Raw genomic sequence first — 13,636 nt, 5'->3', positions numbered from 1 at the left:
CCGCGCGGATGTTCGCCCTGCGATCTCCCGCCATCTCGCATCTGCACAACCGCGCCGATCCATGGCACCACTGCGACCATGAGCACCCTTGCGTCACCCTCGCTTACCGCCCGCAGCGAACTGGCCGCCGGATGGCCGACCGTCCTTGCCGCCGCGCTGGCGATCGGGGTGGGGATGATGGGCGTGGGGTTCTACTCGCTGGGCCTGTTCGTGACGCCGCTGCAGGCCGAGTTCGGCTGGACCCGCGCCGAAGTCTCGGGCGCGGCGACGTTCCAGCAACTGGGCATCTTCCTCTCCGCCCCTGTCGTGGGACGCCTCGCCGATCGCTTCGGCAACCGCACCATCGCCATCGCCAGCTATCTGGCCACGCCGCTCGCCCTGGTGGCGCTGGCCGAGACCGGGCCGTCGCTGACCGCGTGGTACGGCCTGTGGCTGCTCGTCTCTCTGGCGGGCTGCGGAACGACCCCGGCGATCTGGGCCCGCGTCGTCTCGCTGCGCTTCGATGCCGGGCGCGGCTTCGCATTGGGGCTGATGCTGACGGGCTCCGGTATGGCCGCGATCCTCGCGCCCGCATTGCTCGGCCCGGTGATCGCGGCGCAGGGCTGGCGCACCGGCCTTCATGCCATAGCGATCGTGATCGCCGTGATCGGCATTCCCGTCAGCCTCCTGACGGGGCGCGGAGAGCGCGTCGCCAACGACAGGCGCGAGCGCGGCAGCATCGAGATCACCCGCAAGACGCTGCAAATCGCCCTGATCGGCTTCCTGCTGGGCGTCATCGTCGCGGCTCTGATCGTCCATCTCGTGCCGATGCTGGTGGACCGGGGGGTGCCGCCCGCGCAGGCCGCCGGAGTGGCCGCCTTCATCGGCATCGCGGTGGTCTTCGCCCGCGCTTTCGTCGGCTGGCTGTTCGACCGCTTCCACGCCCCGCGCGTGGCGGTACTGTTCCTGACTTCGCCGGTGATCGCATGCGTGATCCTGTGGCTCGACGGCCCCGCGATCCCGGCCGCGCTGCTGCTCGGCCTTGCGGCCGGGGCGGAAGTGGACATGCTCGCCTATTTCACCAGCCGCTACGCCGCACTGGAGAACTACGGCGCGACTTACGGCGCGATCCTGGGCCTATTCAGCCTCGGCGCCGCGTTCGGTCCGCCGCTGTTCGGGTGGATGGTGGACGCGACCGGGAATTCCGATCTTGCGCTTGCTTGCTCGGGCGTGGCGCTCGTCGGCGTGCTGGTGTTGATCGCGACGCTTGGGGCTTACAGGACGTCGTCCCGGATTTGATCCGGGACCGCTGGCTGTGACCAGCCCACCTCACCGCGCGCGCATTTGACGCGCGCCTAAAGACAGCCACCGGTCCCGGATCAGGTCCGGGACGACGAAGTGAGAAACGCCAGCAACCCGCGCTCCTCGCGGCTCATCCAGCGGGTCTTGCGCGGCAGGCTTTCGGGCGTGTCCAGTTCCCCCTTGGCCGCCACGATCACGTCCGGGTGGACGTAAGACTTGCGCGCGATCGCGGGCGTATTGCCGAGGCACTGCGCAACCTCGTCCAGCATCGCCCGCAATGACAGGCCGGGGTTCCCGACCAGCATCGCGAAGGCCATCGTACTCGCCGCCCATGTCCGGAAGTGCTTGGCGGTGAAGCCCTCGCCCATCGTCTCGGCAAGGTATTCGTTGACGTCGTGGCTGTGGACGGGAATCGCCTCGCCCTCCTCGTCGACGTACTGGAACAAGTGCTGGCCGGGCAGGTCCTGCATCTTGCGCACACAGCGCACGAGGCCGGGATCGTCGCAGGTGATCTGCTGCAGCTTGCCCGACTTGCCCTTGAAGCGCAGCATCAGCGCGCCGCGCTCTATCTTCGCGTGCCGGTTGCGCAGGGTGGTCGCGCCGAAGCTCTTGTTGGCCTTGGCGTAGCACTCATTCCCCACCCGGATCGCGCCGGTATCGAGCAGCGCCACGACCGAGGCGATCGCCCGCTCGCGCGTCAGCTTGCGTGAAGCGATGTCCGCGTCCACCCGCGCCCGCAGCACCGGCAGCGCCTCGCCGAACAGGGCGCAGCGGTCGAACTTCATCGTCTCGCGCGACTGGCGCCAGTCGGGATGATAGCGATACTGCTTGCGCCCGCGCGCGTCGTAGCCCGTCGCCAGCAGGTGGACATCGGGGTCGGCCGAGAACCAGCACCGCTCGTAGGCGGGCGGCAGGGCGATGGCGTTGAGCCGGTCGATCTCGGCGCGATCCTTTATCCGCGCTCCGGCCGCGTCGAAGTAGGCCCACTTGCTGCCGCGCACCGGCCTGCGGGTGATACCGGGGGCGCCGTCATCGGCGAATTTCAGGCGCATATCTGTCTGGCGCGTCATCAGCATGGGGTCTGTCCGTTGCCTCTCCCTTTCGAGAACGCACGGGGGGGCAAACGGGTTGTCGGAAACCGGAACGCGATCCCGCCGTTCCTTCCTGCAAAGACAAACCACAGGAGACACCCATGGCAGACGCACGCATCTTCCGCGATCTCAAGGCCGACCACGACAAGCACCGCAAGCTCCTCGAGCAGCTCGGCGAGACTCAGGGCGCCAGCGACGAGCGCAAGGACCTGTTCGAAGCCTTGCGCAAGGAACTCCAGGCCCACGCCGCCGCCGAGGAGGAATCGCTCTACGCGACGATGCTGGGCAACCCGGACCTGCGCGACGAAGCGCGCCACTCGGTGTCCGAGCACAAGGAAATCGACGACTTCCTCGGCGAACTGTTCGAGATCGACATGAGTTCGTCCGCGTGGCTGACCAAGTTCAAGGAAATGCGCCACCGCTACCTCCACCACATCGACGAGGAAGAGGAGGAGATGTTCCCCGAAGCCGCAGAAAAGCTCTCGGCCGAAACCGAGAAGGAACTCGCCGAAGTGTTCGAGAAGCGCAAGCCGAAGGAACTGGCGACGGCCGAAAAGGAACTGCCCGGCGATGCGCGCGAATAAAACCGGCAATACGCCGGCTCGGGCCTCCCCTGCGGCGAACGCGGGGGAACGCCCGACCCCGGCGGCGCGTTGCCTTCTCGATCAACCATAACGGAGAAGGACCATGGACAAGGACATCCGCGAGCATTTCTGGAAAGCGTTCCAGACCAGCCCGTTCATCATGATGAGCCTTCAGGGCGGACATGCCCACGCCGAGCCGATGACGGCACAGCTCGACAAGGACGCCCATCACGCGATCTGGTTCTTCACCAAGCGTGACAACCGCATCGGCGGCGGCGGCAAGGCGATGGGTCAGGTGATGACGCGGGGGCACGAGGTCTTCGCCTGCATCGACGGTACGCTGGTCGAGGAAACCGATCCGGCCGTGCGCGACAAGCACTGGAATAACGCCGTCGAGGCATGGTTTCCCGGCGGCAAGGCCGACGCTTCGGTCGTAATGCTGCGTTTCGAGATCGAGGATGCCGAAGTCTGGACTTCGGAAATGGGCCTCAAGGGCGCCTTCAAGCTCCTAACCGGCAAGCCCATCAAGCAGGGCGAGGCCGGAGAGCACGCGCTCGGCGCGGTCTGAGACCCTCTAGGACCGATGCCTGAGCAGCGGGGGCGTGGCGGTTCAGGCTGCCACGCCCTTCGCGCTTGTCCTCCCTGTCGCGCAGCGATGTGGAGGGGGACCGCCCGCGCAGCGGGTGGTGGAGGGGCTGGGAATACAAAACCCCCTCCGTCACCGACTTCGTAGGCGCCACCTCCCCATCGCTGCGCGACAGGGATGATAAGGGTCAGCCGGGCCTTTTTCGCCGCAGCAGATACCTCCACACGCCCACGCAGTTGATCGCGAACAGCGCCACGTTCTGCAGCCCGATCCCCTCGGCCTTGTCGTCGAGGAATCCCCAGGCCACCAGGGCGATCGAACTGGTGACGAAAATGACGAAGCCCCAGCCGGTCCATTTGCGGCCGAGGTCGAGCGATACGATAAGCGCCGCCACGGTTCCCGTGGCGGCGCCATAGTATTGCAGGCATTGCAGGACGACTTGGCTCATCCTCTCGCCTTCTTCTCAGGCCCTGTTGTGTTTGTCATCAGGCCCGGGCTCTTGCGGCCCCTCTCCTACTCGTGAAACGTCAGGTGCGCAGTTGCAGCGGCTCCAGTTCCTGTGGCCGGGCGCTGTCGGGGCATCCGGCAAGGGCATAGGAGATCGCCGCGAGGATCGCCTGTCGTGTAAAGGGTTTCTGGACGACCCCGATCGCGGTAGGCGCCGGGGTGTCGATCTGGCCGGGATTGGCGGTGACGTAGATCACCCGCACGCCGTAACGGCCGGAGAGATCGCGTGCGATGGCCGGGCCGGTGAGCCCGTCGCGCAAGTTGAGATCGACGAGCGCCACATCAGGAACATCACCCAGCATGCCCAGCGAAGCCATGTCCGGAACCGTGCCGACGACGGCATGGCCGCCATCGGCAAGGATATCTTCCAGTTGCAGCGCTACCAGGAACTCGTCCTCGACGATGAGGATTTTCCCGGAGTTGGCCACCATCGCATCCAAGGTACGTTGTCCCGGTTCAGGCAGCCACGCGCTGGGCGAGGCGAGCGGTGTCGGCATTGACGTTGGCGATCTTCACCAGTTCGCCGAAGAAGGCGTCGATCGCCTCGCCGCCAAGCACGAAGTTGTGGCGGAAGTCCGGCAGCTGGCCGGATTCGATGATCTTGGAGAGCATCGCGCGGGCGCGGCAGATGCGGCTCTTAACGGTGCCGAGCGCGATACCGCAGATATCGGCGATTTCCTCGTAGGAGAGGTTGCCGGCCGCTACGAGCACGAGGGCCTCGCGATAGGTTTCGGGAATGGCGGTCAGCGCGCGCAGGACGTCCGCCAGTTCGACGGCGCTTTCCTGGCTGGCTTCGGCGCGCAGGATGCGTTCCGCGGCCAGTTCGTCGTACTCGCCATGGAAGCGGGCGCGGCGGGCCTCGGAATAGAAGTGGTTGCGCAGGATGGTGAAGGTCCACGCCTTGAAGTTGGTGCCGGCGGCATAGCGCTCACGCGCCGCCCATGCCCGCAGCATGGCTTCCTGCGCCAGATCGTCGGCGCGGTCACGGCAGCCGCACAGACCGCGCGCGAATGCACGCAGGTGCGGCGCTACCTCTGCCAGCGCGCGGCGGAAATCACGGTCACTGAGCGCGACCTTTTCGGGCTGGACCCCTTCGACGCCTGCTTCGACAACAGTCGACATTGCGTTACCCTCCTCTGAGAAAACCAGTCGGATAGCTAACGGCGGTGCGGCGAAAATAGTTCCCGGAAATGTCCTGAAATCGCCCATTTCGTTGCGGAAGCGAAAGAAATCAGCGCCAGACCGAAAAACTTCCCGAAAAACTTTGCCGTATTTCCGCAGGATCGGCGGAACAATCATGGCCCATAAAAATTGAGGCCCCCGTCCACTTGAGTGGGCGAGGGCCTCCGGGATCGGATCACCACCGGTTTGCGGGGGGGGGGGGGTGGGGGAGCCAGTGGTGATATTGTGGGAACGTAGCGCCCCTTCGTTGGTTCCCGAAAAAGCGTCTCACCGCAAAAAATTTTCCGGTTGCCCTATACGCCCGGCGGAGTCAGACAAACGACACCGGCCTTCAGGCGCAAAGGGCGCCCATCGACGTGCAATCGGGAAGCCAACTTCCCCCATAGGCCTTGAGGAACTTGAATGTCCGTCTCTGATCAGATTGCGATCCAGCTGCCTTACCTGCGCCGCTACGCGCGCGCCCTCACCGGCTCGCAGCACTCGGGCGACGCCTATGTCCGCGCGACGCTGGAAGCGGCCCTCGCCGACCGCTCGCTGCGCGATGCCATCGCCCGCAGCCGCGCCGCGCTGTATGAGGCCTTCACCCGCATCTGGTCGACCGGCCATGTCGAGGAACCCGCGGGCGACATCGGCGGCGGGCACGAGCAGGCCGCGCAGGAGCGCCTCGCCGCCGTCGCGCCGACGCACCGCCAGGCCCTGCTGCTGACCTCGGTGGAGGAATTCACGCGCGAGGAAACCGCGACGATCCTCGGTCTCGAGGTCGAGGAAGTCGATGCGCTGGTTTCCCAGGCGATTGCAGAGATCGAAGGGGAAAGCGCAACCCGCGTCCTCATCATCGAGGACGAGCCGCTGATCTCGATGCAGCTGGAAGGTCTCGTAACGGACCTTGGCCATACCGTCGTCGGCACCGCCGCCACGCACAAGCAGGCAATCGAAATCTTCGAGAAGCACCCCGCCGGCCTCGTCCTTGCCGATATTCAGCTGGCCGATGGCAGCTCGGGCATCGATGCGGTGGAAGACCTGCTCAAGTTCGGCGAAGTGCCGGTGATATTCATCACCGCCTACCCGGAACGCCTGCTCACCGGCGAGCGGCCGGAGCCGACCTACCTCGTGACCAAGCCGTTCCAGGAAACCACCGTGCGCGCGACGATCAGCCAGGCGCTGTTCTTCAACTCGACCCGCCCGCAGGCCTGAAGCGCCATCCGTCTGCATAGAAAACTGTCTGTCATCCCCGCGAAGGCGGGGACCCAACTGATGACCGATCCACACGAGAGACCGTCAGATGGGTTCCCGCATTAGCGCTTCGCGCTGCCCTTCGGGTCGCGGGAATGACGACCTGGGTGTTTGCCGGATCAGAGCGGCGGCTGGGGGACGTGGCCGCTGGGCTCCCGCCTTGGCTGGAAGAGAAAATCCTCGATCGGCGGCGTAAAGCCCAGCCGCCGTACGACGGCCTCGGGGATCAGCGTGTCGAATCGCATGCCGATGCAGCGGCCGACCTGCCACACCACCTGCCCTTGCACGGTGCCCTGCCCCTGCAGTTCCAGCGTTGCCGACCGCTCGCGCATGTCGCGCTCGCACGCCATCTCGAACATGCAGCCGCCGACCGAGAGGTCGTAGAGAAAGACCTGCTCCCGCGCTCCGTCGACCAGGCAGGTAACGTCCTGCTCGACGATATGACGGCTCCAGTTACGCGCTTCCATCGCAATTGCCCCCGATGATGTCGCAAGGGCATTACTGCGACACGGTTTAAATAATCGATAATAGCCCCTGCTTCGTCTTGTGGAGCGCCTTACCTCTGCTGGTTGCGCAACACGAATTCGCGCGAAGCGCGCACCGGCACCTTGAGGCGGCATTCGACGCCGCCCGGCTCGAACCGCAAGTCCACTTCCGACTTGAGTTCGTGCGCGACGATCTTCTCGATCAGATCGCGCCCGAAGCCCCGCTTGGTCGGCTCGGTCACCGGCGGCCCACCCTCCTCGCGCCAATGGATTTCCGCGAGGTCGGGCGCGGCCAGCGTCCATTGCACGTGGATGCGCCCCTCGATCGTGCTGAGCGCCCCGTACTTGGCGGCATTGGTCGCCAGTTCGTGGATGGCGAGGCCCAGCGACATGGCATCGTTGGGCGCCAGCTTGATCCCCGGCCCGGCCATGACAACGTGGCTCTCGTTACCCTCCATGTAGGGCGCCAGTTCCGAGCGCACGATGTCGCCCAGCGCCGCGTGCCCCCAGTCCGACTGCGAGAGCAGGTCATGGGTCGCCGAAAGCGCCCGGATGCGCGCGGTCAGGCTTTCGGTGAAATCGTCGATGCCCTTCGAGCGCCGCCGCGTCAGCGCCGCGATCGAGAGCACGTTGGCCAGCGTGTTCTTGACGCGGTGGTTCAGCTCGCGAGTCAGTGAGTTGCGGATCGACGCCTGGTTGGTCAGCCACTCCAGCACCACGCGGTCTTCCGCCGCGCGCTTGGTGATCAGCCGTCCGATCGCCATGACCATCAGCGAGGCCAGTGCCCCGAAGAACAGCGTCAGGCGCGAAAGCGGCGAGAGCGCATTGGCCTGCCGGTCACTGACCTCGACGATCCAGGCCTGCCCGGCAACGTCGATGCGCCGCTCGATGGTGGGGCCGGTCAGCCCGTCGGCGCCGCGCTGTTCCGCCAGCAATGTCTCCGGCGCGACGTGGTCGTCGTAGATGGCGATGTCGATGCTGTCGTTGCGGTACAGTTCGCTGGCCGAGCCGAGAAAGGTCTGCGCCTTGAACGGGCTATAGACGAACCCTTTGACCCAGCGCCGCCCGCCCCGGTCGATCGTGACCGGCATATAGATGAGAAACGCCGCGTCGGCCTGCTGATCTCGCGCCGGATAGCGGAAGCCGTCCTGCGCAAGATGGACCACGCCCGTCGCCGCCGGTCCGCGCCGGGCCATGGCCCGCTCCATCGCCTGTCGCCGCACGGGCTCGGAATACATGTCGAACGCGATCGCTCGCTTGTTTCCCGGCGATTGCGGCTCGAGATAATAGACCGGGACCACATACTTCTGCCCTGGCTCCGGGCGCGGATCGACACTGAAGTCGAGCCGCCCACCGCTCTGCACCGCTACTTCGAAGTCTGCCAGCTTGCTTACCGGGATGAGCGGCGCCCAGCCCATGCCGAGCGAACCATAGAGCGTGCCGTCGCCCTGCAGGTCGCGTGCGAATTCCGCAAACTGCTGGGGCGACACGACGTCCTGCGTCGCGAACAGTGCACTGCCCGCCCGCAGGAGCGCGATATTCTCGGTCACGCGGCGCTGGAGGGCAGAAGAAATCTCGGTGAGCTGACGGTCGAGTTCGATCGCGCGCGTCTGCTTGTCCGCGCGCTCGATCGCCATGACGGAGACCGCCGTGGTCATGCTGGCGATGAGGAACAGCAGGAACGGCCAGCCGCGCGGATACCTGTGGAACCACGCCTGCTTCTGAACCCTGTCGAGCAGAGCCTGGTCAATCACCCGGCAACGTCCTGCACCATAAACTCCGTCGCGTTGCGTTCACTTATGACCGCAAGCATCATGCTATGCCAACACTTTACGCCGAGGGGAACCATGCTCGGCATCGATTGTTCCATCTGCAAACGACGTCCGCTCGGCTTGCAGACCGGACGATGCCCGAGACAGCGCCCCGCCTTCCGCCAGCCTTGCGCGCGAAGACATTGGGCCGCGCGCCGGGCTTGACCGCTCCCCGGTCTCGCCGCAAGTGTGCTTTCGGTGAAAGGGAGTTCGTGTTGAATCAGCCCAATGGACGTGGTGACTCCGGCCCTGTGCCCGGCTTGCCGCCCGAAGTCCGTCGAGACGGAGAACCCGGCTGGGCCGGGGGGTTGAGGAAGCTCTACAACTCCGTGGTGGAAGAGCCGCTGCCGGACAGCTTCAAGGATCTCCTTAAGAAGCTGGACGACGACGGCGATGCCTGACCGGATAGCGCCCAGCGCCGCGGACGAAGGCTTCCGCAAGGAACTGCTCTCCGTCCTCCCCCATCTCCGCGCATTTGCCCGAGGCCTGTCGGGACGGCCGGACTTTGCCGACGATCTCGTACAGGAAGCCGCGATCAAGGCGTGGACCGCGCGCGAGCGCTATCAGGCCGGCACCAACATGCGCGCCTGGACTTTCGCGATCCTGCGCAACCACTATCTGTCCGAGCTGCGCCGCTCCCGCCGCCAGACCGACCTCGACGAAGGCGTGGTCGAGAAGATGCTGGTGATGGAAGCGGATCAGGAAGGCCCGCTTCACCTCGACGACATGGAGGCCGCGCTGCAGAAGCTGGCCCCCGAAAGGCGCGAGGCGGTGCTGCTCGTCGGTGCCTCGGGCTTCAGCTACGAGGAAGCGGCCGAGATCGCCGGTTGCCCGATCGGCACGATGAAGAGCCGTGTCGCCCGTGCCCGCGCCGATCTTGCCCGGATGCTCGACGGCGATCAGCCGCAGCAGGTCGAGGTCAAGGCGCGCAAGACGGGCTGACCGGCTGCCGCAACGGCGGCAGTACGACCAGGCATGCCAAAGCCGCCAGATGAAACGCGAGCGCCGCTGCCGTCAGCGGCACGGTGCCGCGCTCGATCCACGGCGAGACGATACTCGTGCCCAGCGCTGCGGCGGTCAGGATGCACAGGATCACCAGAGCGCTGGCGCGGGCATCGTCGCCGCGACTCGCCAGGATCGCGCGGAAGAACCCCGCCGGACCGCGCAGGCCGAGGCCGGTGTTGACGGGGATGAACAGCGCCGTGATCACCAGCGCCGAAGTCCCGCCCGAGAGCGCATAGGCGAACTGCCCTGCCGCTCCGAGTGCGGAGAGGCCGGTGCCGAAGGCGATGACGCGCTCCGCGCCTAGCCTGTCGCCCCAGTGCGCGGCGGTGTTGGCGGCGATGATGAAGGTGACGACGCCGCTCATCTGCATCGTGATGAAGTCCGCCAGCGTCCCGCCGTGCACGCGCACGAAGACGGTGGGCATCCCGAACACGAAGACCAGCAATCCGCCCAGCACGCTCGCCTGGCTGAGCGCATAGCGCAGGAACGTCGGGTCGCGCAGCAACACCACGAAGCTGCCCTGCCCGCGCCGTCCCACTTGCGGCAAGCCGCCGGTGAGCATGACCAGCACCGCCGCCGCGAAGGCTCCGGCGGCCATGACCTCGAAATTCAGCGACCAGCCGCCGAGCGCGAGCAGCCCCGCCCCCGCCACGGGGGCAAGGGCCGGCCCCAGCGCCTCGATGCTGCCCAGCAGGCCGATCGCCCGGACCGCGCGGGTCTCGTCGAACATGGCCTTGACGATGCCCGGCGCAAAGACGGCGGGACCGGCCGCGACCATGCCCTGCAGCGCGCGAAGCCCGATGAGCGCCTCGATATTCGGGGCCATCGCACAGGCCAGAGAGACGGCGGCGGTCGCCAGCAGCGAGCCCACGATCAGCCGCGAGGTCGCGACCCGGTCTCCCAGCGCGCCGTAGCCGAGCAGGCCGATGCAGGTTCCGCCGACATAAGCGGCCAGCACCAGTTGTGCCTGCGAGGGATCGCCGCCCAGCGCCTCGGGCAGCAGCGGCACAGCGGGCAGGACCAGATCGACGCCCATCATGCCGATGATGGTGCCGCACAGGACCAGTGCCAGCGTCAACCACGCGCGATTCATCGAAGCCGTCCCCCTTGTCGGAAGACGGGTTTGTTGCAGCGGGTCACGATCAACGCAATCGTCATTGCGAGCGTAGCGAAGCAATCCAGAGCAGTCCTACGCCGCCCTGGATTGCTTCGCTACGCTCGCAATGACGAGATGGTGCGAGGAAGACCGCATGAAACGGCTCCACAAAAAACAAAACCCCCGCATCCCTTGCCGGATGCGGGGGCCTTGAAAAGCCTGTCTGGCCTTCGGCTTACGCCGGGTAGGTCCAGGCGGTGCCGCGGTCGAAGTTGTCCGAAGCGAACTTCCAGTTGAGGATGTTCTCGAGGACCGCCTTCACGTAGGCCGGACGCTTGTTCATCTGGTCGATGTAGTAGGCGTGCTCCCAGACGTCGACGGTCAGGAGCGGCACGACGTCCTTGACGAGCGCGCTGTCGGCGTCGTGGGTCGAGATCACCTTGAGCTTGCCGCCTTCGACGACGAGCCAGGCCCAGCCGTTCGAGAAGTGGTTCACCGCCTCGTTCGAGAGCGCTTCGAGCAGCGCGTCGATCGAACCGAAGTCGGCGGTGATGGCAGCGGCCAGGCTCTCGCTCGGCGCGGTCTTCTCACCCGACAGCGAGTGCCAGTAGAAGCCGTGGTTCCAGGTCTGGGCCGAGTTGTTGAACAGCGGACCGGAAGCCGACTTGGCGATCTCTTCGACCGACTTGCCTTCGTTCTCGGTGCCGGCGATCGCGGCGTTCAGCTTGTCCACGTAAGTCTTGTGGTGGGCGCCGTGGTGGATTTCCAGCGTCTTGCTCGAGATGTGCGGTTCGAGCGCGTCCTGCGCATAGGGCAGCGGCATGAGGGCGATGGTCATGGTCATGTCCTTTTTCAGGTTATTGAAGCTGGCCTGCACTTCGGCGGGAAACCGAAAAAGCGCAGAAAAGATCGCGGCCTATGTCTGACGTGCAGCGCAACAATTCAAGCGCGCAATCGCGGCATTTTGAATTTCTCATGCGAAAAAGGATGGCGGGGTTGCCGCCATCCTCTCCCGTGGTCGCCGTCGTCCTGCAAGGGGAGCAAACGCCGGCGAGCCAACCCATACCGGCCGTGTGATCCGGCCGTCAGGTTTGTCAGTTCTGCTTGTCGGCAGCGTCCTTCATCGCATCGGACTTGGCGTCGCCTGCCTTCTTGACCGCGTCGGCCTTGTTTTCCAGCGCATCTTCGGCGGCTCCGGTGGTCGCATCGGCCTGCGCGTCGATCGCGTCGGCGGCGGCGTCGGACTGGGCCTCAACGGCGTCGGCCGCCTTCTCGGTCGCTTCCTGCTGCGGGCTGTTGCAGGCGGCAAGGCCCAGCGAAGCGGCAGCGACGGCAATCATGGCAAGACGCGAAGTGGCAGTGGCTTTCATGGCGAGGAATCCTTTTCCCTGTTTATGGTATCGGGCGCGTTGAAGATGCCGAGGGGAGGACGCGCCACCTCCCGCCGCAAGGCCCGCCGAAGCGGGCCTCACTTCGAGGTCGTCGGAGCCGTGCGGTTCTTAGCGAACCGAGCCGCGACGGAAGAGGTTGACGATCGCCAGCAGGACGACCGCGCCCAGGAACGAGGCGAACAGCGACATGATGTCGAAGGCACCGCTGGTGATCGGCGCACCGCCGATGAGCGGCGTGATGATGAAGCCGGCGATCACCGCGCCGACGACGCCGACGACGATGTTCAGGAAAATGCCCTGCTGCGCATCGGTGCGCATCAGGATGGAAGCGAGCCAGCCGATGATGCCACCGACGAGGAGGATAAGAAGGAGGGTCATGGTTTCCGTCTCCGAATTGAGTTTGCTGACCCTAATAACGGGCAGTAGCCCGCAAGGTTCCGCAACAATACGAACGCCTCGTCGCAACGTGAACTTTGCCGCAACCAACCGCGCGCCCGCCGGGTTCTGGCCAGCAAGGAGGCGCGAGACGTGTATACTTCGGCCCGGAACCGCGCGGCGTCCGCCCTCGCCTCGCTGCTGATCGTGGCGGGCGGGCTGGCGGCGATGATGGCGGGACTTGCTGCGCGCATGACACCGCAGGAACGCCGCGAGACGCTCGCCGCGATCATTCCCCTGCGCGAGGAGCCGGAGAAACCCCGGCCGAAGGAAATCCCGGCCAAGGCGGATTCCACCGCCGCGAAGGGCCGTCCCTCACCTCCCAACTTGCGCAACAAGGCGACGCAGGTGGTCGCCCCGCCGCCGAAGCTGCCCCCGCTGATCGTGCCGCCGCCGATTGTCACCGCGCCGAAGGCCGGTATCGGTTCGGCCGCGCAAAGCGGCGCCTCGGACCGCCTTGGCCCCGGACAGGGCGCGGGCGGGATCGGCGATGGTGACGGCGGCGGCGGCAACGGCGACGGCGCGGGCGAAGGCGACGATACCCTCACCCGCCCGCGCCAGATCCGCGGACGCCTGCATTTCTCCGACCTGCCGCCGGACCTGCGCGAAGCCAAAAGCGGCGGTGAACTCAAGCTGCAGTACCGCATCGGCGTGGACGGGCGGGTCAGCGACTGCCGCATCCTCACCTCAAGCGGTCGCCCCGACCTCGATGCGACGACCTGCCGGCTGATCACTGAACGGTTCCGTTTCAAGCCCTCGCGCAACCGGGCGGGAGAGCCGGTGGCTGCAATCATGGTCGAGACCCACGGGTGGTATTTTCCGCCGGAGGACACGCCTTGAGAGTGGTGGGGCGCCCACCCCGTCGGCTAGTTCGCTGCGCTCGCAAGCCTCCCGGCCCTCCCGCTTGCGGGAGGGGGCAGGGGTGGGCAAGATCGGGACACCAACCCCT

17 protein-coding genes are annotated in these 13,636 nt (G+C 66.1%); 7 read left to right on the top strand and 10 right to left on the bottom strand.

Translation table 11 applies throughout. The annotated features are described in order from the left end of the window. Positions 1-78: 78 nt before the first annotated feature. Complete coding sequence (locus PKE80_RS23615) at positions 79-1,278, top strand: MFS transporter (RefSeq protein WP_271184611.1); 1,200 nt, start codon at positions 79-81, stop codon at positions 1,276-1,278. An 80-nt stretch (positions 1,279-1,358) separates the two neighbouring features. Here PKE80_RS23615 and PKE80_RS23610 read toward each other — a convergent pair whose 3' ends face one another. Then, the gene (locus PKE80_RS23610; RefSeq protein ID WP_271184610.1) at positions 1,359-2,357 is read right to left on the bottom strand and encodes a DNA topoisomerase IB; all 999 of its coding nucleotides are present in this window, start codon (positions 2,355-2,357) and stop codon (positions 1,359-1,361) included. A gap of 116 nt (positions 2,358-2,473) precedes the next feature. Between PKE80_RS23610 and PKE80_RS23605 the strand changes: the two genes are divergently transcribed. Together PKE80_RS23605 and PKE80_RS23600 are read left to right on the top strand one after the other, a co-directional pair. Continuing rightward, positions 2,474-2,956 (top strand): hemerythrin domain-containing protein, encoded by a 483-nt coding sequence (locus PKE80_RS23605; RefSeq protein WP_008833645.1) that lies wholly within the window; start codon positions 2,474-2,476, stop codon positions 2,954-2,956. Positions 2,957-3,059: 103 nt separating this feature from the next. After that, the gene (locus PKE80_RS23600) at positions 3,060-3,524 is read left to right on the top strand and encodes a pyridoxamine 5'-phosphate oxidase family protein (protein ID WP_271184609.1); all 465 of its coding nucleotides are present in this window, start codon (positions 3,060-3,062) and stop codon (positions 3,522-3,524) included. A gap of 205 nt (positions 3,525-3,729) precedes the next feature. Here the strand turns inward: PKE80_RS23600 and PKE80_RS23595 are convergent, their stop codons facing one another. The 3 genes from PKE80_RS23595 to PKE80_RS23585 all read right to left on the bottom strand — a co-directional run bounded on the left by PKE80_RS23595 (position 3,730) and on the right by PKE80_RS23585 (position 5,171). Beyond that, positions 3,730-3,990 carry a hypothetical protein gene (locus tag PKE80_RS23595; RefSeq protein WP_271184608.1) on the bottom strand — a complete coding sequence of 87 codons (261 nt, stop codon included), beginning with the start codon at positions 3,988-3,990 and terminating at the stop codon, positions 3,730-3,732. 79 nt (positions 3,991-4,069) lie between these two features. After that, on the bottom strand, positions 4,070-4,480 hold the full coding sequence (locus tag PKE80_RS23590; protein WP_036527291.1) for a response regulator: 411 nt from the start codon (positions 4,478-4,480) through the stop codon (positions 4,070-4,072). Positions 4,481-4,505: 25 nt separating this feature from the next. Continuing rightward, complete coding sequence (locus PKE80_RS23585; RefSeq protein WP_008832963.1) at positions 4,506-5,171, bottom strand: sigma-70 family RNA polymerase sigma factor; 666 nt, start codon at positions 5,169-5,171, stop codon at positions 4,506-4,508. Positions 5,172-5,633: 462 nt separating this feature from the next. Between PKE80_RS23585 and PKE80_RS23580 the strand changes: the two genes are divergently transcribed. Next, positions 5,634-6,425 (top strand): response regulator, encoded by a 792-nt coding sequence (locus tag PKE80_RS23580; protein WP_008832962.1) that lies wholly within the window; start codon positions 5,634-5,636, stop codon positions 6,423-6,425. Between the two features lie 158 nt (positions 6,426-6,583). Here the strand turns inward: PKE80_RS23580 and PKE80_RS23575 are convergent, their stop codons facing one another. Next, complete coding sequence (locus PKE80_RS23575) at positions 6,584-6,931, bottom strand: PilZ domain-containing protein (protein WP_271184607.1); 348 nt, start codon at positions 6,929-6,931, stop codon at positions 6,584-6,586. A gap of 89 nt (positions 6,932-7,020) precedes the next feature. Then, the gene (locus PKE80_RS23570) at positions 7,021-8,703 is read right to left on the bottom strand and encodes a CHASE domain-containing protein (protein WP_271184606.1); all 1,683 of its coding nucleotides are present in this window, start codon (positions 8,701-8,703) and stop codon (positions 7,021-7,023) included. Positions 8,704-8,975: 272 nt separating this feature from the next. On the opposite strand from PKE80_RS23570, the gene PKE80_RS23565 reads away from it, so the two are divergent. Further along, on the top strand, positions 8,976-9,161 hold the full coding sequence (locus PKE80_RS23565) for a NepR family anti-sigma factor (protein WP_155986315.1): 186 nt from the start codon (positions 8,976-8,978) through the stop codon (positions 9,159-9,161). Continuing rightward, positions 9,154-9,702 carry a sigma-70 family RNA polymerase sigma factor gene (locus PKE80_RS23560; protein WP_008830169.1) on the top strand — a complete coding sequence of 183 codons (549 nt, stop codon included), beginning with the start codon at positions 9,154-9,156 and terminating at the stop codon, positions 9,700-9,702. Before PKE80_RS23565 ends, PKE80_RS23560 begins: the two co-directional genes overlap by 8 nt. On the opposite strand, the gene PKE80_RS23555 is transcribed toward PKE80_RS23560, so the two are convergent. The 4 genes from PKE80_RS23555 to PKE80_RS23540 all read right to left on the bottom strand — a co-directional run bounded on the left by PKE80_RS23555 (position 9,680) and on the right by PKE80_RS23540 (position 12,630). Then, the gene (locus PKE80_RS23555; RefSeq protein WP_036527212.1) at positions 9,680-10,858 is read right to left on the bottom strand and encodes an MFS transporter; all 1,179 of its coding nucleotides are present in this window, start codon (positions 10,856-10,858) and stop codon (positions 9,680-9,682) included. The genes PKE80_RS23560 and PKE80_RS23555 overlap by 23 nt on opposite strands. A gap of 238 nt (positions 10,859-11,096) precedes the next feature. Further along, entirely contained in the window at positions 11,097-11,699 is a 603-nt protein-coding gene (locus PKE80_RS23550) for a superoxide dismutase (RefSeq protein ID WP_008830171.1), read from the bottom strand. Positions 11,700-11,955: 256 nt separating this feature from the next. Then, positions 11,956-12,231, bottom strand: coding sequence for a hypothetical protein (locus PKE80_RS23545; protein WP_008830172.1), 276 nt, complete (start codon positions 12,229-12,231; stop codon positions 11,956-11,958). Between the two features lie 129 nt (positions 12,232-12,360). After that, positions 12,361-12,630, bottom strand: a complete 270-nt coding sequence (locus PKE80_RS23540) for a GlsB/YeaQ/YmgE family stress response membrane protein (protein WP_008830173.1) — start codon at positions 12,628-12,630, stop codon at positions 12,361-12,363. A gap of 150 nt (positions 12,631-12,780) precedes the next feature. Between PKE80_RS23540 and PKE80_RS23535 the strand changes: the two genes are divergently transcribed. Beyond that, a complete protein-coding gene (locus PKE80_RS23535; RefSeq protein ID WP_271184605.1) occupies positions 12,781-13,527 on the top strand; it encodes an energy transducer TonB in 747 nt (248 codons plus the stop codon). Positions 13,528-13,636: the final 109 nt, after the last annotated feature.

Source organism: Novosphingobium resinovorum (assembly GCF_027922145.1).
Lineage (GTDB): Bacteria > Pseudomonadota > Alphaproteobacteria > Sphingomonadales > Sphingomonadaceae > Novosphingobium > Novosphingobium resinovorum.
This window is presented reverse-complemented; position numbering and strand designations above follow the sequence as displayed.

Coding starts and splice junctions, on each gene's coding strand:
- PKE80_RS23615 (WP_271184611.1), top strand. CDS start 79: ATGAGCACCCTTGCGTCACCCTCGCTTACCGCCCGCAGCGAACTGGCC.
- PKE80_RS23610 (WP_271184610.1), bottom strand. CDS start 2,357: ATGCTGATGACGCGCCAGACAGATATGCGCCTGAAATTCGCCGATGAC.
- PKE80_RS23605 (WP_008833645.1), top strand. CDS start 2,474: ATGGCAGACGCACGCATCTTCCGCGATCTCAAGGCCGACCACGACAAG.
- PKE80_RS23600 (WP_271184609.1), top strand. CDS start 3,060: ATGGACAAGGACATCCGCGAGCATTTCTGGAAAGCGTTCCAGACCAGC.
- PKE80_RS23595 (WP_271184608.1), bottom strand. CDS start 3,990: ATGAGCCAAGTCGTCCTGCAATGCCTGCAATACTATGGCGCCGCCACG.
- PKE80_RS23590 (WP_036527291.1), bottom strand. CDS start 4,480: ATGGTGGCCAACTCCGGGAAAATCCTCATCGTCGAGGACGAGTTCCTG.
- PKE80_RS23585 (WP_008832963.1), bottom strand. CDS start 5,171: ATGTCGACTGTTGTCGAAGCAGGCGTCGAAGGGGTCCAGCCCGAAAAG.
- PKE80_RS23580 (WP_008832962.1), top strand. CDS start 5,634: ATGTCCGTCTCTGATCAGATTGCGATCCAGCTGCCTTACCTGCGCCGC.
- PKE80_RS23575 (WP_271184607.1), bottom strand. CDS start 6,931: ATGGAAGCGCGTAACTGGAGCCGTCATATCGTCGAGCAGGACGTTACC.
- PKE80_RS23560 (WP_008830169.1), top strand. CDS start 9,154: ATGCCTGACCGGATAGCGCCCAGCGCCGCGGACGAAGGCTTCCGCAAG.
- PKE80_RS23555 (WP_036527212.1), bottom strand. CDS start 10,858: ATGAATCGCGCGTGGTTGACGCTGGCACTGGTCCTGTGCGGCACCATC.
- PKE80_RS23550 (WP_008830171.1), bottom strand. CDS start 11,699: ATGACCATCGCCCTCATGCCGCTGCCCTATGCGCAGGACGCGCTCGAA.
- PKE80_RS23545 (WP_008830172.1), bottom strand. CDS start 12,231: ATGAAAGCCACTGCCACTTCGCGTCTTGCCATGATTGCCGTCGCTGCC.
- PKE80_RS23540 (WP_008830173.1), bottom strand. CDS start 12,630: ATGACCCTCCTTCTTATCCTCCTCGTCGGTGGCATCATCGGCTGGCTC.